The organism is Nostoc sp., from assembly GCF_054880495.1.
In genome coordinates this window covers 1-23,699 of sequence record NZ_JBTYKD010000118.1, presented here as the reverse complement: position 1 = coordinate 23,699, position 23,699 = coordinate 1, and the positions used below count along the sequence as shown (strand labels likewise).

General features: G+C 40.1%; 21 protein-coding genes, 1 pseudogene and 1 CRISPR repeat array. Of the genes and pseudogenes, 11 read left to right on the top strand and 11 right to left on the bottom strand.

The annotated features are described in order from the left end of the window. Positions 1–169: 169 nt before the first annotated feature. Entirely contained in the window at positions 170–940 is a 771-nt protein-coding gene (locus ACYTXL_RS12990; protein WP_461925118.1) for a DUF4384 domain-containing protein, read from the bottom strand. A 139-nt stretch (positions 941–1,079) separates the two neighbouring features. On the opposite strand from ACYTXL_RS12990, the gene cas1 (ACYTXL_RS12985) reads away from it, so the two are divergent. The 6 genes from cas1 (ACYTXL_RS12985) (at position 1,080) to ACYTXL_RS12960 (ending at position 7,008) form a co-directional block, all read left to right on the top strand. After that, positions 1,080–3,086, top strand: a complete 2,007-nt coding sequence (gene cas1 / locus ACYTXL_RS12985; RefSeq protein ID WP_461925117.1) for a CRISPR-associated endonuclease Cas1 — start codon at positions 1,080–1,082, stop codon at positions 3,084–3,086. 211 nt (positions 3,087–3,297) lie between these two features. After that, positions 3,298–4,205: a CRISPR direct-repeat array (repeat unit 35 nt; unit sequence CTTTAAACTTCTTCGGAAGTTGAATTAATGGAAAC). 246 nt (positions 4,206–4,451) lie between these two features. After that, a complete protein-coding gene (cas1, locus tag ACYTXL_RS12980; protein ID WP_461925116.1) occupies positions 4,452–5,495 on the top strand; it encodes a CRISPR-associated endonuclease Cas1 in 1,044 nt (347 codons plus the stop codon). A 2-nt stretch (positions 5,496–5,497) separates the two neighbouring features. Next, on the top strand, positions 5,498–5,776 hold the full coding sequence (gene cas2, locus ACYTXL_RS12975) for a CRISPR-associated endonuclease Cas2 (protein ID WP_461925115.1): 279 nt from the start codon (positions 5,498–5,500) through the stop codon (positions 5,774–5,776). 125 nt (positions 5,777–5,901) lie between these two features. Then, complete coding sequence (locus ACYTXL_RS12970) at positions 5,902–6,171, top strand: hypothetical protein (protein ID WP_461925114.1); 270 nt, start codon at positions 5,902–5,904, stop codon at positions 6,169–6,171. An 87-nt stretch (positions 6,172–6,258) separates the two neighbouring features. After that, entirely contained in the window at positions 6,259–6,573 is a 315-nt protein-coding gene (locus ACYTXL_RS12965) for a hypothetical protein (protein ID WP_461925113.1), read from the top strand. Positions 6,574–6,879: 306 nt separating this feature from the next. Beyond that, the gene (locus ACYTXL_RS12960) at positions 6,880–7,008 is read left to right on the top strand and encodes a hypothetical protein (protein WP_461925112.1); all 129 of its coding nucleotides are present in this window, start codon (positions 6,880–6,882) and stop codon (positions 7,006–7,008) included. 337 nt (positions 7,009–7,345) lie between these two features. Here ACYTXL_RS12960 and ACYTXL_RS12955 read toward each other — a convergent pair whose 3' ends face one another. From ACYTXL_RS12955 to ACYTXL_RS12925, 7 genes are all read right to left on the bottom strand, one after another. Beyond that, complete coding sequence (locus ACYTXL_RS12955; protein WP_461925111.1) at positions 7,346–8,659, bottom strand: SAVED domain-containing protein; 1,314 nt, start codon at positions 8,657–8,659, stop codon at positions 7,346–7,348. A 2-nt stretch (positions 8,660–8,661) separates the two neighbouring features. Further along, on the bottom strand, positions 8,662–10,521 hold the full coding sequence (locus ACYTXL_RS12950; RefSeq protein ID WP_461925110.1) for an RAMP superfamily CRISPR-associated protein: 1,860 nt from the start codon (positions 10,519–10,521) through the stop codon (positions 8,662–8,664). Between the two features lie 17 nt (positions 10,522–10,538). Further along, complete coding sequence (locus ACYTXL_RS12945; RefSeq protein ID WP_461925109.1) at positions 10,539–10,976, bottom strand: hypothetical protein; 438 nt, start codon at positions 10,974–10,976, stop codon at positions 10,539–10,541. Then, on the bottom strand, positions 10,970–11,821 hold the full coding sequence (gene cmr4 / locus ACYTXL_RS12940) for a type III-B CRISPR module RAMP protein Cmr4 (RefSeq protein ID WP_461925108.1): 852 nt from the start codon (positions 11,819–11,821) through the stop codon (positions 10,970–10,972). The genes ACYTXL_RS12945 and cmr4 overlap by 7 nt, the downstream gene beginning before the upstream one ends. After that, positions 11,822–13,042, bottom strand: a complete 1,221-nt coding sequence (locus ACYTXL_RS12935; RefSeq protein WP_461925107.1) for a type III-B CRISPR module-associated Cmr3 family protein — start codon at positions 13,040–13,042, stop codon at positions 11,822–11,824. It lies immediately after the preceding gene. Positions 13,043–13,077: 35 nt separating this feature from the next. Next, positions 13,078–16,356 (bottom strand): type III-B CRISPR-associated protein Cas10/Cmr2, encoded by a 3,279-nt coding sequence (locus tag ACYTXL_RS12930; protein WP_461925106.1) that lies wholly within the window; start codon positions 16,354–16,356, stop codon positions 13,078–13,080. A 557-nt stretch (positions 16,357–16,913) separates the two neighbouring features. Next, complete coding sequence (locus tag ACYTXL_RS12925) at positions 16,914–17,768, bottom strand: hypothetical protein (protein ID WP_461925105.1); 855 nt, start codon at positions 17,766–17,768, stop codon at positions 16,914–16,916. 449 nt (positions 17,769–18,217) lie between these two features. On the opposite strand from ACYTXL_RS12925, the gene ACYTXL_RS12920 reads away from it, so the two are divergent. Both ACYTXL_RS12920 and ACYTXL_RS12915 read left to right on the top strand, forming a co-directional pair. Next, positions 18,218–18,346, top strand: a complete 129-nt coding sequence (locus tag ACYTXL_RS12920; RefSeq protein WP_461925104.1) for a hypothetical protein — start codon at positions 18,218–18,220, stop codon at positions 18,344–18,346. Then, the gene (locus ACYTXL_RS12915) at positions 18,347–18,541 is read left to right on the top strand and encodes a hypothetical protein (protein WP_461925103.1); all 195 of its coding nucleotides are present in this window, start codon (positions 18,347–18,349) and stop codon (positions 18,539–18,541) included. Positions 18,542–18,546: 5 nt separating this feature from the next. Here the strand turns inward: ACYTXL_RS12915 and ACYTXL_RS12910 are convergent, their stop codons facing one another. The 3 genes from ACYTXL_RS12910 to ACYTXL_RS12900 form a co-directional block, all read right to left on the bottom strand. Further along, a complete protein-coding gene (locus ACYTXL_RS12910; protein ID WP_461925102.1) occupies positions 18,547–18,810 on the bottom strand; it encodes a Txe/YoeB family addiction module toxin in 264 nt (87 codons plus the stop codon). Beyond that, a complete protein-coding gene (locus ACYTXL_RS12905; RefSeq protein WP_229454068.1) occupies positions 18,785–19,075 on the bottom strand; it encodes a hypothetical protein in 291 nt (96 codons plus the stop codon). Before ACYTXL_RS12905 ends, ACYTXL_RS12910 begins: the two co-directional genes overlap by 26 nt. A gap of 222 nt (positions 19,076–19,297) precedes the next feature. Next, positions 19,298–20,527 (bottom strand): TetR family transcriptional regulator, encoded by a 1,230-nt coding sequence (locus tag ACYTXL_RS12900; RefSeq protein ID WP_461925101.1) that lies wholly within the window; start codon positions 20,525–20,527, stop codon positions 19,298–19,300. 380 nt (positions 20,528–20,907) lie between these two features. On the opposite strand from ACYTXL_RS12900, the gene ACYTXL_RS12895 reads away from it, so the two are divergent. The 3 genes and pseudogenes from ACYTXL_RS12895 (at position 20,908) to dusB (ending at position 23,411) form a co-directional block, all read left to right on the top strand. Next, the gene (locus ACYTXL_RS12895) at positions 20,908–21,765 is read left to right on the top strand and encodes an acyl-CoA desaturase (RefSeq protein ID WP_461925100.1); all 858 of its coding nucleotides are present in this window, start codon (positions 20,908–20,910) and stop codon (positions 21,763–21,765) included. Between the two features lie 61 nt (positions 21,766–21,826). Continuing rightward, positions 21,827–22,279: pseudogene (locus tag ACYTXL_RS12890) on the top strand (DUF2887 domain-containing protein); the annotation flags it as partial. Positions 22,280–22,355: 76 nt separating this feature from the next. After that, a complete protein-coding gene (gene dusB / locus ACYTXL_RS12885; RefSeq protein WP_461925099.1) occupies positions 22,356–23,411 on the top strand; it encodes a tRNA dihydrouridine synthase DusB in 1,056 nt (351 codons plus the stop codon). Positions 23,412–23,699: the final 288 nt, after the last annotated feature.

The following is a 23,699-nucleotide window of genomic DNA, read 5'->3' as shown; positions in this document are numbered from 1 at the left end:
TAAATACACTATCGGAAATAACGAAAAAGCTGATAAGTAAGTGGGTCAAATTAAATATAAAACCTTACTCTGCCTCCGGCTTCCCTCTCCGAACTCACGGAGAGGGATTGAGGGTGAGGTTTTATCTTATATTTAATTGTGCCTTCCTACTTACTGTGATTTTTTAATATTAACTTTTAACTAAATATTCTGTATAAAAAATTTCGCTATCTTTAGTTGTACTGAGATAAGCTAGTAATTCTCTAATCCGAGTTTCTTCGAGTTGTAAAGGGTTGTCACTGCCTTGAGGTAGCCAATTTAAATTAGGCATATCCTTAGTAATTATTGCTAAAATTTGTTCTTGACCAGGATTTCCTTCTATATAAAAAGATTTCATCACCGAATCTTCCTGAGGTAAACTGGTTTTACCTGTAGTTAAGTGCGATTGGGGAGCAAAGCACGAAGGACAAAAACACCAAAGTTGTTCGGAAGTATTTTTTTGGATAAGTAATAAATAACCGGAACTTTCTAAATTGATTTCAAAGCGAATGTGACTGCCGATAGATACAGACTTTTCATATATATTAGTAGTCTGCCAACGCCAACCTAAAGTTTCTTCTTTGACTAAGACTAAACCCATTTTTTCAGTAGGAGAACCTAATAATTGCAGTTGATGCCAAAGTCCTGCAAGTGCTGTTAAAGGTGGTTCTTGGGTTTCTGCTTCGGTGATATTTGGGTTAGATGATATGGCTATATCTTGCCAATCTAACTCAAGCATAGTGCAAATTTCGGTGAAGATACCATAACTAATAGGTACACCGTTAAAAAATTTACTGATAGTTGCCCAAGATGCAACCTGGACATCATCAGCCAAGGCTTGTTGAGTCCAGTTTTTACGGATTAGGGCATACTTAGCTTTTTCAATACCTTTAATTGATGCTACTAATGTCCGTTTTGGCATAAGAAAGTTAAAAGATATTTTTGTAAATTATATACAAAGTTATATATTCTGGCAAAAACTTATATAGGTACTTATATAGCTGTTAGTAACAATCAAGTTAAAGGCAAAAGTTAACAGTCACAACACTTTTTACTTAATCATGTTTACCATCGAACAACTTTTTTTCGCTTGGAGTCAAGTCCGTGCGGGAAGTCGCAGTGCTGGCGTGGATGGAATTAGTGTTGACTTGTTTGCAGCGTCAGTTGATGAACAGTTACCTATTCTGCTGCGTCAGTTACAACAAGAATCTTATCATCCTAGCCCAGCTAAAGGATTTTATTTAACTAAAAAAAGTGGAGGTAAGCGCTTAGTAGGTATTCCAATTGTCAGAGATAGAATCGTTCAACGCCTGCTTTTAGAGGAATTGTACTTTCCTTTAGAAGAAACGTTTCTTGATTGTAGTTATGCCTACCGTCCAGGGCGAAATATTCAACAAGCAGTGCAGCAATTATTCTCTTATTACCAGTATCGTACTACTTGGATTATCAAAGCTGATATTGCACAGTTTTTTGATAATTTGTCTTGGGCATTACTGTTAACTCAGTTAGAAGCTTTGCATTTAGAAAGCCAAGTTATGCAGTTGCTTGAACAACAACTAAAAGCTGGAATGAGCATTGCTGGTAAATATATCAATTCTGGCAAAGGTGTATTGCAAGGTGGGATACTTTCTGGAGCATTAGCTAATTTATACCTGACTGCTTTTGACAGAAAATGTCTCAGTAATAATATTAATTTAGTCAGGTATGGAGATGATTTTGCGGTTGCTTGTAACAGTTGGTCAGAAGCTAACCGTATTCTCGACAAAATTACAACTTGGTTAGGAGAACTCTATCTCACCTTGCAACCTGAAAAAACACAGATTTTTGCACCCCACGAAGAACTGAAATTTTTGGGCTACCGCTTTGCTAATGGGAAAGTGTATGCACCACCGCCTCCAGAACCCAAGCTGGAGGGGGAATGGTTCGTTAATGCTTCGGGTACACCTTATTTTCGCCCCAAGGAACGACCATTTAAATTTGTTTCTCGTCCACCAAAAGCTTGTGATATCAGCAAGCCAGTAAGTTTCCCTCGCGCTCCCATATCTCATCTTTGGCAGGAATCTATGACGACATTATATATTACAGATCAAGGTGCTTATTTGAGTGCAAAAAATCAACAGTTTCAGGTTTTTTATCAACGGGAATTAAGAATTAAAATCCCGATTGTGCGAGTAACGAATATTGTATTGTTTGGCTGTTGCAATGTTTCTCATGGTGCAGTGAGTGTAGCATTACACCGACGGATACCGATAATGTATTTGTCGCAGAAAGGTAGATATTTTGGGAGGTTACAAACGGAAGGACAAGCCAAAGTTGAATATTTAGCGCGTCAGGTAGAGTGTTCGCAGAATCCTGAGTTTACTAAGAAGCAAGCATCAGCTATAGTGCAAGCCAAATTGCATAATTCTCGAATTATGTTGATGCGATTAAACCGTCGCGTGAAGTCTGATAAGGCTACTCAGGCGATCGCTCAACTAGAATTATTTATGGACAAATTACCATTCGCTGAAGATGTCAATATGTTACGTGGTTATGAAGGAATAGCTGCAACAACATATTTTCAAGCTTTAGGTTCATTGGTGACAGGGAAATTTGCCTTTGAGAAGCGCACTAAACGGCCTCCGACTGACCCAATTAATAGTATGCTGAGTTTAGGGTATACATTATTAAGTCAAAATGTTCATTCACTAATCCAGGCAGTAGGTTTACATACCCACTTTGGCAACTTACACGTACCCCGTGACAATCATCCAGCCTTAGTATCTGATTTGGTAGAAGAGTTTCGTGCTTTGGTTGTTGATTCTCTGGTAGTATATCTGGCAAATCGAAACCTGTTTACAATTGACGATTTTACCTCACCAGACGAACGCAATGGTGTGTATTTTCAACCCCACGCACTCAAAAAGTTTCTCAAACATTGGGAGGAAAGGCTACAAATGGAAGTGACGCATCCCCATACAGATCATAAATTGCCTTACCGCCGTTGTATTGAGTTACAGGTACGTGAATATATTGCTTGTTTAATGGGTGAGGTTGAGGTTTATCGTCCGATGATATGGGATAAGTAAAACTTAACTGTTTGCTCGTTTCGGGGGTGAAGTCCAAAGCCCCAAACCCTGATTATTTCGTTGGCAGCCCCGGCAAGCTTATCAATTAAGGGTTTCAGGCTTTTTCTATCAGGGTTAATTCTCAATTGAGGGTATTGATTTTGGATAAATTTGACAAGCCCCGAAAATCTGTTGTAGGATGACCTCTGGGTAAGGCTTTCAGAAGTCAGCCCTTTAAACTTCTTCGGAAGTTGAATTAATGGAAACTGTCTAGAAAGTTAGCAGCGCCTCTAAAAGAATTAACGCTTTAAACTTCTTCGGAAGTTGAATTAATGGAAACGTTGACTCAGTTAATTGGATAACTTCTCCATTAGGGCTTTAAACTTCTTCGGAAGTTGAATTAATGGAAACGTGGTACCCAAAGCGTATGAAGGAGAGAATTCTGCTCTACTTTAAACTTCTTCGGAAGTTGAATTAATGGAAACTTTTTAAAGCTAGTGCGTGCTGCGTTTAGAGCAAGCTTTAAACTTCTTCGGAAGTTGAATTAATGGAAACTCAGGGCTTGGAGTAATCATGAATGAGTTTCCTAAAGTCTTTAAACTTCTTCGGAAGTTGAATTAATGGAAACCTTCAGAGAGACCACCAGGAGCATTGGGATAATCACTTTAAACTTCTTCGGAAGTTGAATTAATGGAAACATTATAAACTAGGTCGGAAACCGGCCGGTAAAATAGACTTTAAACTTCTTCGGAAGTTGAATTAATGGAAACCTTTCGTGTTTAACTAGGCAATCATCACGTCTTTCGAGTTCTTTAAACTTCTTCGGAAGTTGAATTAATGGAAACGCTTTTAACGGGGAGATATCGGGAGTTACTGCCAGTGCTTTAAACTTCTTCGGAAGTTGAATTAATGGAAACTCCCCAAATCAAAGCTAGGTGCTTTTCTTCAAGAAGATTGGCTTTAAACTTCTTCGGAAGTTGAATTAATGGAAACTAATAAGTGGAGTTTTTCTAAGAGCACTATCTTCCTCTTTAAACTTCTTCGGAAGTTGAATTAATGGAAACCCGAGTTTGACACCCTCGGAATTTGTCTGCCCGTTGGAGGTCTTTAAACTTCTTCGGAAAATGAATTAGTTATAAATTACAGACCCCCGACTCCTCAAATAAATCGGGGGTCTTTTTTAGCAGAAATTATTTAGTAGGGCTATATTCCCAGCTTTTTAATTGCCTAGCTTATATACAAACTTATATCCAAACGCCCTTTGTTATATATCAGGTTATATATCTATCTGGGAATATGTAATTAAGTAAGAAGTGCAACGAACAAAAAAAGAACAGCCTCTTCTGTTTGAACTTTTTACCTTTAACCTTTTACTGAATTCCAACTATGTCCACAATTTATATCACCGAACAGGATACAACCTTCCAAGTGCAACACCATTATTTAAAGGTGTTCCATCAACAAAAACAATGTATTAGCCTTCGGATTAGTAACGTCAGCCAAATTATTCTGTTTGGTAACATCAAATTGCCAAAAGAAGTACTTCAGGTTGTAGTAGCTCATCAAATCCCAGTGCTTTATTTAACTGCAAATGGCGAATTCATCGGGAGATTAGAAAACACAGCACAACGCCAATATAAATATCTAACTTCTCAACGCCAACGCGCACGTAATGCAGAATTTAATCATGCTACTGCGGAAAGTATCATCTGGGCAAAATTGCACAATCAACATACCTTTGTGCAAAGTTGGACTCGTCATTACGCCGACTATACAACCCAGCGTGCATTAAATTACCTAACGTTGTTGATGGATAACTTACCACTAGCAACATCTCCTAATGAACTGCGCGAATATAGTTCAGAAGCAGATAAGGTTTACTACAGTGCTGTTACTTCGCTACTCAACTTTCACAACTCGTCTTCGCAGTTCAATCAAAAGCGCATTAGTGGTTTTTTGAACCTGGGATATCAACTTCTGCATCAATATATATACACCCTACTGGATACCACAGGACTTCATCCAGATTACGCAATTTTACACCGCGATTTAGATCATGAGTTCCCCTTAGCATGGGATTTTACCGCCGAATTTCGTACCGCCATTGTTGATGACCTAGTATTAAATTTCGCCAGAAAATTTCCCCATACTAACGGAAACGGGAATGGAAATGGTAAAAGTCATCCACGAAGCATCCTCCAACATTTTCTTCAGCATTGGGAAGGAAAGTTACGTACCTTTATACTGCATCCTTACGCAGGAGAAATTAGCTACCGCCAGTGTATGGATTTACAAGTACGAGAATATCTTGCGTGTTTGCTGGGTAATGTGGACTATTACCGTCCCCTAGCGTTAAAGTTTCATCCGGCACATTTAAACTTGACCAATGCCAGTGAGAATAAGCAAGTAGCGTTAACCTTGGTGAAGTAATCATGTTTTACCTGGTTTGCTACGACATAGTTAGTGATACCCGCCGCAACAAAGTGGCTAAACTCCTAGAGGCCTACGGTTTGCGGGTGCAAAAGTCGGTTTTTGAATGTGTATTAGATGAAAACCAGTACACAACTCTATCTAAATATCTTGTTCGACTGGTAAACAAACGCGAAGACCAAGTGCGATTCTATCCGATGTCTGCACATACTCGTTGCAAAATCGCAGTTTTGGGTACGCAACCGCAGTTGGTAATTGACGACGCGGCCTATATTGTTTAATTCGGAATTTTCACCAAGATTTCACCCTACTAAAAAGACCAATATGAACGCTCCACGCGCTCCACCGACAAGAGTAAAAACATCTCCACGCTTTCGGTCAAGTTTGGATATTCGGAAACTATTGAATGCAGATTCTAGCTATCAAATTCCGTTTAGTTTTTACTTCCAAAGTTCAAAAAAAACTTGATACCTTACCCTCTTCAGACCGCAAGCAATACAACAAGGCTTTTGAATGTTTCGCTCAATATGGCCCGACTTATCGGAGTTTGAGAACGCATCGATATCGCTGCAAAGATAGTGATATTTGGAGTTCTTCTGCATCGATGGCGAAACGATTTTACTGGCGTTACATCGAGAAAATAAGTATTGAAGTAACACACATAGATTCACATTAATGAAGTAAAAAGTCAAAGCATTTTCATGGGAAGGCTTTTGGCTTTCTACCTTCTCTTCTTTTACCTTTTCACTCTTGACTTATTTATATGCCCAACCCTCGTCCATTACAAATGCGAGAATTACGGCTAATTTCAATGTACAGCAATTGGGAGTTGGGCATGACACCACAGGAATTTTATTTCAAATGGGCAGTTAGTTATGAGCAAATAGCTCTAATCTGCTCTCGTTCTGATTCCACTGTTAGGGGCTGGTTTAGAAATGGGCGTAACCGACGCTATCCCACCCACAACGATTTGCGCCATCTGGCTTTGATGAATTTTCTCTTAGAACATTTTGAGGAGATTCCTGAACATCTTGTACAACATTTATGTTTGAATAATTCGGATGAATACACTATCTAATGAATTTGTCAATATCAACTCGAACTGTCTTGACTAAGACCTCCTGAATTAAGGTATTAACTAGCAACTTCAAAGCGCATTACAACAAATCAAAAGTCAAAATACTTTTTATTTTGCCTTGTAACTTTTACCCTTTAACTTGGAGCGTAGCTACTAAGTAAGTGGGTCAAATTAAATATAAAACCTTACTCTGCCTCTGGCTTCGCTCTCCGAACTCACGGAGAGGGATTGAGGGTGAGGTTTTATCTTATATTTAATTGTGCCTTCCTACTTATAACCTATTTTAAGCAATTGCATCCGTGGTGTGTGACTCGCTGCTTCCCCAAGCAAGAGCCTTTGGATGTAGCGCGATTTCGCCGTCACAACAATGCAGTTGCTTATTTACAAGTGCTGCAAGGCTCAGTCAAAGATATCCGTATTTGCGATACATTTTGACGCACAAGTGGTAAAAAAAAACTGAAAGATGATGCCTGGAGTTGACTGACTTCATTTGAAGTCGAATTAATGGAAACACCTGCGTTTAGTTCAAGTAAAAGGTAAAAAGTCAAAAGACAACCTCCGTAAATTTAGGGGGTTTAAATCAGTGAACAGTTATCAGTTATGAGGCGCATGATGAGGAATTTATATCTGTAACTAACGCCTGCAAACAATTCGTGGGGGACTTCAACCCAAGGGATGAAACTGATAACTGTTTATTTTCTTTTGTATAAATAAATTCACTGACTCTCAGTCGAATTTTATTCTTCTTTCTTTTGCCTTATTTGCTAAACTATCAACATGTAGAAAATTTTAGCGAGGGTTGATAATTCTTGTCAGCAACAAACTCATAACAAACTACATCACCAATAACACGCGATCGCTGTCCTAAAAATAAACAAAAACCAACAGGTGCAAATAAAATTAGATGTATATAAGTTGCACCATATTGTTGACGATACTGACGAATTAGTGCTTTCGCGTTAATAGCTAGTGCTACAGCATCCGCATTGGAAGTTATTGCTTTTTCTCCAACCCCCAACTCCGGTTCTGCGTAGACTATCGAACTATATTTTATTGATGAATTATTATACAGATGTTCTACGTCTGTCGAAGCATCACCAGTAATAGCTAAAGCGAATAAAAGATGCTCTCCCACTTCACCTTTTTGCTTGATGACTTTAAACTTAGCATCAGAAGCGGTGACATCAGAACGCCACAGTTCGTCTTTTCCTAACGTTCTTTGCTCAACCTGTAGAGTATATCCCTCAGTATCTTGGAATGTATGACCAATCGCAAATGCTGCACTCAAAGGTAATCGACCCCTGATGTCAACAGTCAACGCACTTTTTCCCTGAGTTAAATAGTTACGTGCTTTTTCTAGACTAGGAAGTAATATATTATCCCAAGTTTCTTGGTCGGCAATTCGACGAGGTTTAGCCTTCATGTCAAAATGCTGTGTCCAGTCAAGTTCCAGGGTTGGTGTATTGCCATAACTTTGCTTTAACCAAGCATGTATCCACAGACTTGCAGGATCTGCTTTCTTTTTTAAAACTGGGGTATCTGCTTCCTGAATTCCAGCCAAGCGGATGCTGCTACATCCAAGCTTGTAAGCAAACTCATAATCCTTTGCTGCACCAACTGCGTCGTAGAAACCAACAGCAAATTCTATTGCAGCTTGATCGCCAATTGGTTGATTCATGCCAATGACATAATCAATGTGCTGCTTAATTACTTCGGCTTGTATCTCTGCATAACAAGCGTTGAGTACTACGCATTTTACATGATCTGCAAACAATTCAAACAATCTTGCTAATGCTTCTCCGTTGACTAACTGAACTTGACCGATTTCGTTTTCCAGGACAAGTCCCTCTTCCCCAAGTCCATGACCAGAAAAATGGACGATTTCGGGAGTTTCTTCTAGAATAGCCCGTTGTAGCTCCCTGGGGGTGACAGCCCAGCGCTGGATTAATTCAAAGCGATCGCGTTTTTGAGCGCGTCGTAATGCTTGGTCGATTTCGCGCACTTCTTCGTCTAGACGTAACTTGCTCGTTAGCTTGGGGTTGGCGGAGAGGATGAGAATACGTTTTTTCTGATTTTTGCGAGGCATTGTTATTTCTTTGGATCTTGAATGGGGAAGATTTGAGCGTAGCAATCAAAATTATTTTGAGAATTTGTAATTGAGCGTTTTATAGTATTTAAATATTCCTTACGAGGGTCTTGATTTGCACCGAATACTGTAACAACTTGATATTTCTGTAAATTAGCAATCCAGATAGGAGAAGCTATTACATCTCGGTCTATGTCATCACCGTTTCTTATGGATTCTTTTTTAATTCCACCGCACAAACTTTTTGCGGTTGTATAATTATTAGATTCTAAATTATGGAATTGTTTATGTAAAACTTCTAAAGGGTAAGGCTTATTTATGGAGTTTATATCTCTAGAAGCCTTACGAATTACTAAAATCTCACAATTAATATCCACCGCTTCCAGCCAAGTATGTGCAGTTGCTGCAACAACGTCTTGTCGTGGTTGACGATAATCAATCCTTCTTTGTAAGAATACACCTAAGGCAGAATAAAATTTTTCTAACTGTTGTTGAAAGAATACCTGAAACTCTTTAGGTGTTGGAGGTAATTTCCAATTATTTTGTAAAATATCAGGTTTTATTTCTTGAGGTTTTGGTATTAAATCTACTCCTCGATGTGTAGGATTTCCTTGGCGTTGGTAGTAAGGTCGTCTTGCACCTTGTCCGATTCCACCTAAATGAAACATGATCCAAGTTAAACTATTCAACAGCTTGGAAAGTGAACTTTTAAGTCTATCCTCTATGAAAAGAGACTGACGCAAAATTAGAATGCCATCTTGATGGTGATCCTTTGGATAGTTATTACTATTAATAACTTCTATTTGGAATAAACCATTTTTGGCTTTTGGTTCAATTCCACCAAATATAAGTGTCTCTAACTCACGTACTTGCTTTTTTGGTAAAACACCCAAAGCAAATGCTCTAAACCAGTAGCGCAACATAGAACGAAATGCTATTGGACGGACTTCTGCTACTGCTTGAGGTTTTGCTTCCCAGTTGTTTTCTTTCAAATTCCAATTCCAATTAATTCGTTGATACCCATGAATTAATTGTCCTTGTAGCTCAAATGGAACTCGTAGAATGATCGTACTTTTTTTTGGACGCTTTTCTGGTGGAAGAGAATTTAAATCTTTTCTTCCCAGTTTTAATTCTCCATAACCACTATTGATGCGCGAACCAATCCCTTGAAGTAATCCTTTAAGTAACCATTGTTTTACTTTTTGTAGTGTATCATCATCACAATCTACTCCTTTACGCAAGCCAATCACAAAATTTGGTTTTAATAAAGATAAAAATACATTTGGATTAGGCTTATACTGTGGTTGATTATTTTTATCCCATGTCCAAATAGCATTCGCCATATCTGGTTTTAGTCCTCCCCGATTATCTTCACCAGGAAGTGGGTAAGCATCCAAAAAGGTGACTATCCCCATGCTAGTTTCAGGATTGATATCGCCGAATATTCTTCTAATTTCTTTTGCACATATCCCTTCGCGTTTTGCTACTGCTCTTGCAACACCTTTGAATGTACTGCTAGGAATATAAGGCATACCTAAACTATCAAATGCTGGTAATAGCATTGACTCTGGTGCTGTACTTCCACCTACTCTAATTCGCCAAGGACATTCGACTACAAACCAGTCATGAGCTAATTTTTTTGTCCTGGCAATGAGTTTTTCTAAGTTGACAGAATAATCTCCCTTGTCGATACGTTGTAGCAGTTCCAACATTTTGGCACTATCGAGCGCATTCTGCGATTTATTTGGAGATTGTAACCGCATCCAACGCAAATACTCAATAAAACTTGCATCGCTAGAGGGATTAGGTTCGCCAATTGAATCCAGCCAAGGTGAAGGAGGATTATTGTTACCATGTACCATTAATTATTTCCTCCAATTCATGATTCAGGATTATTAGTTCTATTGGTTGGTTTTTCTTTAGGGTAAAGAGCTTCGGCCCAAAATGCAAATTCACGGGCAACTTGTAATGCAATTCCAGTTAATCCCAGATATGCTGACGAGCCTAGTTGTTGTTGATTACTTAAATTTTGTAAAGCATTTCTACCAACAATAAAATCAGGATTATCTGGATAAACTAATTCGCCTAATGTCTCGAAAAAACACTTGATGACATTTTGCTTATTCAGCTTATTTTCTAAGGCATATTCTTCGGCTTTTAATCGCAACAATCCCCAAGTTGCAGCATAGGTATAAAGCTCTACAATTTGAGTCTTCTGCTCTTTCTGTGCATCTTTATCGCCATGGACTGTTTGTTTAAGCTGACTAAGTTTTTCGTACACTTTAGCAGAAATACTTCGGGAATCATAAGTTAACATATAGCTGCTTCCTCTTGATTGTTTTGAGTATTAATCAATTTATCTTCAGAATAATCTGTCCAGATTTCTACAAATCCTCTACCTAAACTTTCTTGTCCACCAATTTGTTTGATGTTATCTTCTAACAAATTTTGAAATCCATTACACGCTGTTTTAACTTCCTCCGCTTTGAGAGTTGTAGTTGTTCCCCAAGGGAAAAACATTAAGGTTTCTGGAGGAATAGCTTCTTCATAGCGAAAAGCATCTGCTTCTTTTTTATCGTTTAAATTCACTCGCACCTGTCGCCATAAGCTTGACTCAATCAGTACTTTACAATCATGTTCAGATAAGACAAGTACTTGTGAGATATTTTTAGTTTCTTCGCTACCTTGAGGAATAAAATCAGCCCATTTATCCCAAGCTTTTAATTCATTAGATTTGAAAATAGTATCCCGTAAGTAGAGATTATCTGAATTTCCTCCACTAAAACTTCCAACTTCCGGTGGGGTTAAATTATGATTAGTTAAACGTATCCACCGACGGAGTAAAAAGGGAGAAGTTACCCAAACAACACCATGACTTAAGCTAGAGACAGGAAAATATAAAATTCCTCCATCTCCCACCCAGAGAGCGCCCTGAGTCAGGTTTTCTGCACTTCCAGATGTAATATCTTCAATTGTGTTACCCCAGAGAATTTTCTGGTTTTGCTTTGTATCAGCCCTCAATCTACCGCGAATTGTACTAGAAGGTAAGTATGGTAAATCTGTATGAGATTCTTTGGCAATACCAACTAAATTTCCTTCCTGACTTGTACCTCCTGTATGTAAAGGAGAAAGTAGATATAAATAAGCATTAAACATTTTCATTTAATTTATTCCCCACAAAAGTTTTCCATAATTCAACTGTTTAAAAGTTTCCAGCCACCTCTGGTTTCCTTTTGGTAAAAGTAGTTGAGTGTCAGGTGGTTTTCCATCAAAAATATACACCGTCCCTGGTGGAACGAATGCCCGTTGTGGCAATAAACCAAACTCGCGATCGCTCTGATTTCTAGTAATAGTTGATACTCCTCCCCAGAGTAATGCTTTATCAGTAACGCATCCTTGTAAGTTCTCATTCCAAGCACTGGGGTAAGAAGCGTAAAGTGCTTTACCTACATCCGCTAACCCAGGCGTGAGTAGATAAGCGTATTTATGGGAATCCATTGGAGTGGGATTTTCCCTCAACCACTGGAGTTGTTCGTGCAAAACTGGATTTGCTGGTATATTCAGGGAAGTCACAATTGCACGGTGTCCCTCTCCTCCCAGTCGCACGACACCATCGGGAATTTGTCCGCTAATAGCAGCGACAAACTGCCATCCCGGTTTTAACCGCACTGCAACTTCAGTAAAATATCCCTCGGAGTCTCGAACTTGTCGGGAGTCTTTCTCCATGTGTATGTGCGGTAATACTTGTACATCCCAAGGGTTTTTACAAAAATTTGACGGAGATTCGGGGTTTTTCCCATTGAGATAGTTACGCAATGCTTCAGCTTTGATCCAAGGATGTGGGTTTCCACAGAGATAGTATTTTTTATCTATTTGCGGTAACACCATTGGTTTCGGCTTTTTCTGATTATTTATTCCTTGATTATCAAAGCAAATATATTCCCAAGTTGGGTTGCGAGCGCACGGTTGCAAGCGAACGGTTTCATCCCAGTCATCCGCAGTTTTTTTAGAGAATATTTTCTGGGACTGTTCTCCCTTTTCACCAACCTCCCTTATCTTTAGACAGATCAAATCTTTAGGAGTAGGAAGCCAGAGCGTATTTTGCTCATCAACTAAAAACACCCCTAAAAAGTTGATGTCGCGCCTGTCGCGTTCTGCTTGTTCAATACGCTGCGATAATAATGACCTCAAAGCTTGGAAAACTGTAATTGGCATTGGTGGAAATGAACCCTTGGCCCAAGAACCATCCCCCGGACTAAATGGTTTAGAATCCCGAAATAATAAAACATCTAAAGGATTAATCGTATACCAGTGCATGGGAATTAAAAAGTAAAAAGCTAAAAGTGAGCCACTGCGGTGGACGGGAACGCCTGCATAAAGCAAGTAGCGAACCTGTAAGAGTAAAAAGAAAGATGAAATTAGCCTGGGTGCGGAATTTTAGTATCTTTTAATTTCCTCCATTTATGACGCTCTACCCGCTTATCGACCCAAAAAGCGGTAAATCTTAGTAATTTTCCTAAATCTTCAGGCTTAGTGCCTAAAGCATCAGAATTATCTTCATACTTATTCACCCAGTCTTCCCATGCATCCAACCATGCTGCAATTTTGGGAAACACATCTAATTGCTTATTGCTATCGCGTCGCATCATAATCACTTTTGCGGCTTGAGAAAATAATTTATTGGTCTTTGTCACGCAAGCACGTTGGGGTAATTCTTCCGCCAAGCGATACAATAATGGACTAAGATCATCCCCGTAATTTTCATACTCCTTCACCCAGTCCCACCATTTTTGCAATAATTCACCTTTCATCACTGCTTCCAACTGGTTTCCACCTCCGTAGATGACTCGGAAGCATATACCATCTTTACCAGGCATTTCTTTAGCTCGTTTTCCCTCAGCATCCCAGAGACTTTCTAAGACGGTAGGGAGGGGGACGCTTTTGTGGGCAATAACCACACCCATACTGATCGTTGCACCCGCTCCCATCGTAAAATGGGGGCGTTGGGGTAATCCTTTTACTTGTTTGGTGGGATGCCAGTAGCCTGTAGTTGAATTTGCAGATGTTCCATTGCGCGAAGTTTTAAATTCCTTACCTTGCTGGTTTCTCAAGACTTGGGATGCAAATGTCAATAGTTCTAAATCTCTAAACTCATCAAAACTTGCATTTGACAAAGAATTTAGAATTGCGATCGCATACTCAACTAAGCACTTGACTATATAGGGAAGCAAAAAAGCATTTTTATAAGGATCTTCTTCACCACACCATGCAGCACGCAGGGATAATATATATTCAGGCAAGTCTTCAAGGGGCAACACTGCCATAACATCATCACCACCGCTATAAATAACTCGACCACAGAATCGGTTTTCGGTTAGATAAGGTACTAGACGGTTGGAGAAATCAAGTAAAGCACGGTTGAGTCCGACGTGAGTAGCTGGCCCCATCCGCTTTTGGATATCGCGTAATTGCTCTAATTCTGGAATATTGTTCGCATCTGCAATAACTGAGTCAACAAAATATTTGTTATATGGATGTAATTTTTCTCCAGAAATATAGCTACCCATCCCATCTCCATCAGCGAGGACTATTACCCACCAATCTGCGGGACTACCATTTACAAAACCAGTAGCGTAATGTGCTTTATCAACTAAATCTCTGAGAGTCTTTAGTTCTTCTTTTTCCAATCCCATATCGTCTGCAAGCCACTTGCTTGAGAACATCACACCGTTGTAATTCCGTCCTTTGCGATTTTTTGGATTGATGGCTTTATCTGTTTTTGGTACATGGGAAGAACGAAATCGAGTCAGAAACTCAAAAAATCTCCGATACTCCCGTAGGTTATTATCGATTTCTTTGTTGAGATTATCCCAATATATACGAGTTAATTCGTAGTTATCGCAAACAAATCTTGCCGATGCGATAGAACTTAAATTTGGAAAACGTAAAAGTCGTTCGGAAATAATTTGATTTCGTTTAATAATTTTCACTTGGCTACTTTCAGCTTTTTTAAACAACTTAATTTGTTTAAAAATCCGATCTACATCAATCCCAAAACTTTCTGCGACACCTCCATAAATCCATGCCATTCGCTTAGTTACCTCTAACGCATTCAATCTTTCAGAACCATTAAATAAACCTGGATAAGTCTTCGACATAATTAACCAAAATAGACGCATTGAGCCTGCTGATACACCGCCTCCCTCTTGGAATTTTGCATAGTTAAATAAAGGATGTAATGCAGTAAATTGACCGGAAATAGTCGAACGTTCTCCAGGTGCAGATGGTATTTTCCAATCGCGGGTGTTCTTGACAGATTGTAATGCTAACCGTAAGCGTTGTTGCAAACTTCCCCACCACGTACCAATATTGAACGATTCATATAATAGTAATTCTGCTGATGCTGGTAATTCATTTGGCGGTTGAGCAATTTTATTTAAAGCTTGTATCCATTCTTGATTAAATAAATCACTAATCTTTGTAATACTTAAATCATTACCAGGTGTTCCAAGGGGAACCGCAGTCCAATAGGGTTCCCAACTATGTTCTAATTGTGCTTTCCAAAGACTTTTCCACTCCCAACAGCCGTGTTTATTTTCATCTTTTAGCTTGCGTATTTCCTGGCGATAAGGTTCTATAATATTGGCATCCTCAGATTTCAACAACTCAGGGAATGCCGCTTTTAAAAGTTCATCTTCTGTCGTATCTGGATGGTTGAGAAACTCTACAACCTGCTGTCTAATATGCTTTCTAATTTTCTCTCCTATATTTACCCACTCGTCAGTAATTTGTTGTGACAGTTTCTTCCCCCATTCATTCGCGGCTTCTTTCCCTGGAACTAAAACTGTAATCACGTTAGGAAAACCAGCAGTACTTAAGCTAGTTGATATTTTTTCGTTAAACCGACTTACCGGGTTTTTATCATTCCCAAAACGTGCAAAATCAGCAGCAAAACATGGATATTTTTGAAGTATCAATGCATCGAAAACTTCTTGACTCCAGAGGGATGGTACAATTAGAGTATCTGGACCCAATTCTGTTGCAACTTCCCAGCACAATTTGACGCTGAGATAGTGTAGCAGATAGGAACCAGCCCAAAAATCTAGAAATTTCCGCGAAGACTTAATAAACTCCTGAACCGGGGAAAAGGAAAATATCAATAAATAAGGTGTTTCAGGTTTTGATGAATCGACAGAATCGGGAAACATTGCACCAGATAACGCAGATACCGTACTTTGATAGCTATGCAACGGACAATCTGGAATCACCTTATATGCTGGATACAGCAAAGCATCCGGTTGCTGAGTTTGTAATACCTCTGGATAAAATCGCCAAAACCACCAAAACACCTTTTCAGCATCAGTTTCACGAGTAATCCAGCCAGGAATATCAGATATACTGTTGTTCGCATTTCCAGCATCGATTTGTTGCTCCTGTCCGCTAATTGGATGCTTTACAGTAATTTTTTGCTGTTGAATGTTATTCGCCAAGAGGTTTACACAGTCAGAGGAAGAAGCAATTTGTTCTGTAATATTGTCTGCTTGAGTGTTGCTCCCGTTTTGTCCCCACCATTGGTTTAGTTCATCTTCATGTAAATTCAGGCATGACAGGTTTTGTAAAATATTTTGCTGTTGATTTGGTACAATGGGCGATTGCAGTAATGCGTATAACTTACGATGATAAAGGCTCGTCTTCATTAAATTTATCTAGTCCCATAAAGATAAATAGTCCTGTTAATCAGGTTTATAATGCTTCGTGTTTTCATAAATAGTATTTTTAAGCACTCTGATTAAACATTGTTCAGAAAATTACAAAAAATACTCAATGTCTTATCTTACACTAATAAGCTAAGAATTATTACTAATGCAGACGAAAACATTACTTTAGAAACCTTATTATGTTGGTTTTGCAAAAATATTAGTTTTACTTATAAATTCATACTTAATTTATAAGCATTTGACAGGGTTAGACAAGAGCTAAAACCGAATGGCACTAAGATAACGCCAAATCCATTATTTATAAGGCTTTTGGGTGTGGGGTGTAGTAACGAGGAAGATTATGAATGTTCACACTTTGTTTCTAATTTTCTTGATTTTTTCCGAACTTGTAACCCTACCCCCAACACCCTGCCCTGTCGAGGTTTCACATGAGTCTTCGTGCCATTCAGCTAAAACCCTTATTATTTGGTAGACCTTTCTCAGATAGCTTGATGAGTCCTGGTAAAAAGTAAAAAAAGTTACCTAAACCTAAATTTCTACTTCATTCCATGCGCCACGTATGCGGAATCAACAACTACACCCATTAAGCTCACGGGAGTATTTGCAGAAGCATAATATTTCACAGATTTCGACAGTTCATCAATCGCATTTATCCTTTGCTTGCCAGGACGGATGTAGACAACCAGTATAGATTTAGAACTGACTTTACTGACAATTCTATTGAGCGCTTCTGCAACTCGCTCCTCTAGGAGTTGAGCATTTTCTACTTCCGATTTATTAAGTTTTTCGCTATCCTCCACTAAAGCATAATTTACAAAATCTAAAATCACAACATCTCCAGAAAGTTTCACTCGCTTAGAAGCATCTAATAAATGAGTTTCTTTAAAACCTCGTGCTGCTAAAAACTCGTACTCTTCTGGATAATCATCAGGTAAAATTGCAATACGTGAAGGGATAAAATAATCAATATTTATCTCGCCTACAACCTTTTCTCTGTCTAAAAGTTGCTTTAAGTTACTAACTTCTTGCCCAACTGTCTCATCTACAACAGCTTTCAGCCGTCGCTCCACTTCTTCGCGAATCAAAAGCTTGGCATCTTTAAGACTTTGGTTAAAAAAGTAAATACTAAGCCCGGCAACAACTCCGAAAAGTACACCAAACACGACAAAAGAAAGATTTATTGCACTCACAAAGCTGCCAAAACTATTATTGAGTCGCGTATTAGCATCTTGTAAAAATTGAATTTGACTTTTAAGTAATTCGACATCCGCAGTAGGAGAAGGAGATGGTTTAGGGATGGATGTGGCGGATGTGCTAGCTTGGGCAATGAAAGCAGAAATTTGGAATAGCCAACTTTCAGATGAGTTTATTAATAGATGCGACCAATGCATATTCTGTTTCCTTTTATATTTTTACTTTGTCTTATTATCCGTTTGATTAACACTTAAATCACTTATTCAAGTATAAAATTATGCTCACGCGATGTGATTTTCCACCATACTGTCAGCCTTTATATGTGGACTGTATCACAGCGATCGCTGTTTTAAAGGGAGCCTCACATCTTGCACCAAGAAAAATTGATGTACTTTAATTACTCAGTATTTATCTAAAGCCCTTGTTTTAGCGATAAAAGCCAATAAAATTTAGGTAGCTTTATCGCGCATCTTATTACTTTGTCTGGATTTTTACTTAGAGGTGCAAGATATAAGGAGCGGCATTCTGAATAAATTACGCCATTCAATTATGGAGTGGGTAGGTGCAGCCTGCCGCAGACATCGCTATTTTGACCTTTTTTTGAATTCAAAATGAAGAATTGCGCGGCTACTCTGAAAAGATGTTAATGAGTGTAGCAACCCATTATGGCAAAGACAGTTTGCAATATATCCAGGCGGGAGGCAGCCACGCAAGAAATTATCACGCCGTTCGAGCAACACCCAATCCCCATCTGAGAGTACAGCTACCATCTTGAATGGTGCAAACAACAATAGTACAGAAACCTCTGTTGTTTTACCTTAATCGTTTAACTGCATCATGCTGGAGTGTTGCTGATTCATCGCTTTCCTACTGCGAGGAGGCGATGTCTAACGACAAGTCACTCCGTGTCTACGTTGTTGAAGTAAAAGGGCGATCGCAGTTTGGATATGAGTTAAAGAGCGATCGTTAACTGCTTCAGTCATCATAGTGAAATCGACAACTCAAAATGATGATTTCAGTTTCAGTCACCTCATACACTAAACGATGCTCATCCGTAATTCGTCGTGACCAATATCCGCTCAGTTCATGCTTTAGAGGTTCAGGTTTACCAAGTCCAGTAAATGGTTGACGAACAATATCGTTAATCAGGGTGATGATCTTGCGATGAATTTTCTTATCTTGTGCTGCCCAGTCGTTGAATTGTTCAAATGCCTCAAGAGCGAATGTTATATTCTTCATTCCATTCCTCAGGCGTAAAACTGACCAAGTTGGTCTTTGTTTCAATGTTTTGAATAGCGGTCATCAAGTGGTAACGATTGGCTTCAGTAGACAGCAAATACTCTGTCACATCTTGTTGAATAGATTGGTTAGCATTTGTTTCAACAACATCTTGTTCAACCAAAACAATCACTTCAACAACAGTTCCTTCCGCTAAATCAGACGTTTGAATCTCGATTTTGCCATCCTTGCCAACGACCACTTGCTGTTTAATGCCACTTAACATGATTAAACCCTCATGGTCCTATATTTCACATTAGTTTTAGCTTAACTTAGTATGATCGCAATGGCTGAAATGGTGAACGGGCGATCGCCAATATTGTAAGTTGGGTTTGGCTCACTCTGGAGACAACCAGGGATTCATAATCTCAATATTCGTTCCATTGAGGGTTAGCTTTTATTCTTCAGTTTTGTTTAAGTCCCGTTATTCCCCTTATCTCCCCACTCCCTATCCCGGCTTATGATCCAAACGGGTGGCTTGCTCTAGGGCGGCTTTTTCTCTGGCTCGGCGGGCATAGGGTTGTAATTGGGCGCGATCGCAACTTGTTAAAATAGTCAAGTTTTCTAAGCTGATCCCCCGCATTAACATTTCTACGCGCCAGGTTTGTTGTGCCTGGGCGACAACTGGGGTTTGTCCTTGGGGAGTTAACAGTCCTTGACTCCATGTTTCCCAACGTATCTGAAGCTCTGATTCTGAAAGCGGTTTGCCTGTTTCATTCAAAAACATCGCTGTTTGAGCATCTTTACGGCTTTTCAGCCATTTAATTAAGGGATTATTGGTAAAAGAGCCATAGCGTTTGCTCAAAATCCACTGATTCACAGGTACTTGACGGACAAATCCTGGGATGATGATTTGCAAAAAGTGCCCTTGAGTATCATAGATTTGGTGCGATCGCTCCAAGCTAATTATTTCTGTGGCGGATAACCCAGCCCCAAATAACACATAAGCCAAAGCATAATCTCGCATTCCCAATTTCCGAGCTTGTTGCAAAATTTCGTGAACTAAACTAGCAGGCAAATCAGCTACTTCTGTGGTAATAAACCCTTTTTGTAAGGAGTTTGTTGCTGATTCTGCTGAAGATGACATGGCTCCATGTAAAAACAACTCCACCAAATTTTCCAGAAAATCATCCCGATCCTCCCAAAGTTCGTTAAATTCGCTGGTGAACTCAATTACGGCATATCCCAAGATCATCCCATTGAGCAAACTGGCTAATTTTTCTGCGGGTAAATAGGTGTTTAAGTGTCCCTGCTGGATTACAGTAGCTAAATACTGAGCTACATAACGGTTTGCCTCTGTTACTCCCCTGCCTAGTGCGCGGCGATTTTCTGCCGGGAATTGGTCGGCTTCACCTACCACAGACCGGACAAATTCTGGCACTCGTTCTAATGCATGTAAGCTATCACTTGCATAATCTTTAAGAGCTTGGTAGACATTGCCGGGAGGCGTTGCCCGTCGCACCAGCGACTCACCTAAATTTTTAAAGGCTGCGGACTCTTCCAGCACAGCTAAAAGCAGCCCATGCTTATTGCCAAAATTCCGAAATAGAGTCACTTCATTGACTTCGGCTTTTTCAGCAATTTGACGGGTTGTGGTGGCGCTGACTCCCTGAGCAGAAAACAACTCAAGTGCAGCTTCAATCAGGCGTTGACGAGTGGAGAGGAGTTGAGACGACATAGAAAAATGCAAGTGGCACTTGCAGGAAGATTAGAGTTCTGCTAGCATAGCAAATGTAAGTGATACTTGCTTTACTCTACCCTACGGGTGAGGCTACGCACAGTGGTTAATGCGGTAAAACCCAAACGCTCTCTACGAGACGTTACGCGAACGCGGACCCGCTATCGCCCTTAACGTCTCACCTTCTCGCGAGCGCCAAGGGAGAAAACCGCAGTCGCTCACCTTCTCCCTCACGCGCGTGGCTAGCACTAAGACTAAGGGAGAAGACCGCGCTAGCTGACTGTAACCAAGTGGTGTATAAGGCGGGTAAATCCTTGTGGGATTACGCCCGATAAAAAGTAAATCGGAAATCGCTTCATCATCCATCAACAGGAATTTTTATGACCGCAAATTTTGGGGCGATCGCCCCTGAGAGAGGCAACTCACCTCAACTCAGTTGGACAAATGTAGTATTTTTTGCTGCATTTCATGCCTTAGCACTTCTGGCTCCTTGGTTTTTCTCCTGGTCAGCATTAGGTTTGCTAGTGTTTCTGCACTGGTTATTCGGGAGTATTGGTATTTGCCTGGGATATCATCGACTACTGAGCCATCGCAGTTTCCAAGTTCCCAAGTGGTTAGAGTATGCGATCGCCCTGATCGGAGCGCTGGCTATGCAAGGGGGGCCTATTTTTTGGGTAGGTGGACACCGCCAGCATCACGCCCACACGGAAGATATAAATTTAGATCCTTACTCTGCCCAAAGAGGATTTTGGTGGAGCCATATACTGTGGATTTTCTACCCGCGGCCAGAATTTTTTGACTATGAAACCTATAAAAAATATGCCCCTGATCTCGCAAGACAGCCCTTTTATTGCTGGCTGGATCGCTACTTCTTGCTGTTGCAAATACCCTTTGGGCTACTGCTTTATGCCTTAGGAGGATGGTCTTTTGTGATTTACGGAGTGTTTGTCAGGTGTGTCTTGCTTTGGCACTCAACCTGGTTTGTGAACTCAGCATCACACCTGTGGGGTTATCGCACCTTTGATGCCAATGATGGCGCTCGTAATCTTTGGTGGGTATCCATCGTCACCTATGGAGAAGGATGGCACAACAACCATCATACTTATCCCCACATGGCAAAATCTGGGTTGTCTTGGTGGGAAATTGATGTTACTTGGTGGAGCATCCTAGTTTTGCAGACTTTGGGTTTAGCCAAAAAGGTTGTCTCGCGTCCTCCTCAAGGTGCAACTCACGGCTAAATTGCAACTGAACAATTATGAATTTACCAGGCCGACTGCTGATTTGCTGTCGGCTTACTAATTTTTCTACAGCCAGCGTGTAAGTCGCATTTATCTAAATGAATTAGGTGAAACAGCATTGGTGCCAATTGGAATTGCTACTATGAAATTAGTGGTCGAAAATGAAGACACAGCAATAGTAGCTGCCAGACAATTAATAGACAGAACCCAGCAAGAAATTGACACCGAACCCCAACGGCGGCAGTTATTAGAATTGATAGAAACAATATTAGTTTATAAGTTTCCGACCATGAGTCGAAAGGAGATTGAGAGTATGTTTGGATTAAGCGATTTGCAGCAGACACGAGTTTATCAAGAAGCCAAGCAAGAAGGAGCGCGTCAAGAAAAATTTAGAATGATACCTCTGTTATTCAAATTGGGATTGAGTTTTGAAGAAACAGCAAAAGAGTTAGGTTTGAGTCTAGAAGAGATTCAGCAAGAAATGCAAAAACAGCCTCCAAGTCAGGATATGTAACCTACAATTAGCCCTGCTCAGAGATACTCCTAAATATTCCTGTCATTTTCCATTCCCGCAATTTTTAATTTTTTGTATGATTTCCCTGTGTCCCATTCTCCAAGCTAGACTCTCCCAACCCTTGAAAATTGGCTCTTTCGAGGTAAAAAGTCGGGTTCTCCAGTCGCCTCTATCTGGGGTGACGGATCTGGTGTTTCGCCGTCTCGTGCGTCGCTATGCCCCAGATTCGATGATGTATACCGAAATGGTGAATGCTACGGGGTTGCATTATGTCAAGCAGTTACCCAAAATCATGGAAGTAGACCATAATGAACGCCCAATTAGCGTTCAACTATTTGATTGTCGTCCAGATTTCCTGGCAGAAGCGGCAATAAAGGCAGTTGCAGAAGGGGCTGATACTGTTGATATTAATATGGGTTGTCCGGTTAATAAAATCACTAAAAATGGTGGCGGTTCTTCGTTGTTGCGACAACCAGAAGTAGCAGAAGCAATTGTGCGGGAAGTGGTAAAAGCTGTTGATGTTCCTGTAACCGTAAAAACCCGTATTGGCTGGAATGATCACGAAATTACTATTCTCGACTTTGCCAAGCGGATGGAAGATGCCGGCGCAAAGATGATTACAGTACATGGACGCACCCGTGCCCAAGGATACAATGGCAATGCCCGTTGGGAATGGATTACCCGTGTCAAAGAAGTGCTTTCTATCCCAGTGATTGGGAATGGAGATATTTTCTCTATTGAGGCGGCGGTAAGATGTTTAGAGCAAACTGGCGCTGATGGTGTTATGTGTTCCCGTGGGACTTTGGGTTATCCCTTTTTGGTGGGAGAAATTGATCACTTCCTGAAAACTGGGGAGATATTACCGCCACCAACCCCAATTGGGCGTTTGGAATGTGCAAGGGATCATTTACAAGCCTTGTGGGAATATAAAGGCGATCGCGGTGTGCGTCAAGCCCGTAAGCACATGACTTGGTATGCTAAAGGTTTCGTTGGTGCTGCCGAACTCCGAGGACAGTTGAGTGTAGTTGAAAAAGTAGATCAAGGTTTGGCAATGATTGACAAAGCAATTGAAAAACTAGCTAATGGTTATGAACTAGACGAAGAAGCCCAAGGTAGTTTGGTAATGCTTTAAAAAGACGAATTGTTGGGTTGACTCATGCGATCGCTCTACTTAATCATGATCTAAAAACTTGATCGCCTAAAGTATAAGGGACTTCCAAATAAAAAATATCCAACTATTTATTGTGGGGTGGGCGTCTCGCCCACCCCACAAATAGTAGTAATTTATTTCTTGGAAGTCCCTAAGTACAATCTCTATTCCCCCTAATTACTGCCAGTCACCTACCTCGACGAGTCACAGCATAATATCAATGGTAATGCGTTATTGATCTGTGTCGCCTTCTACTTATTTAGGGGGATC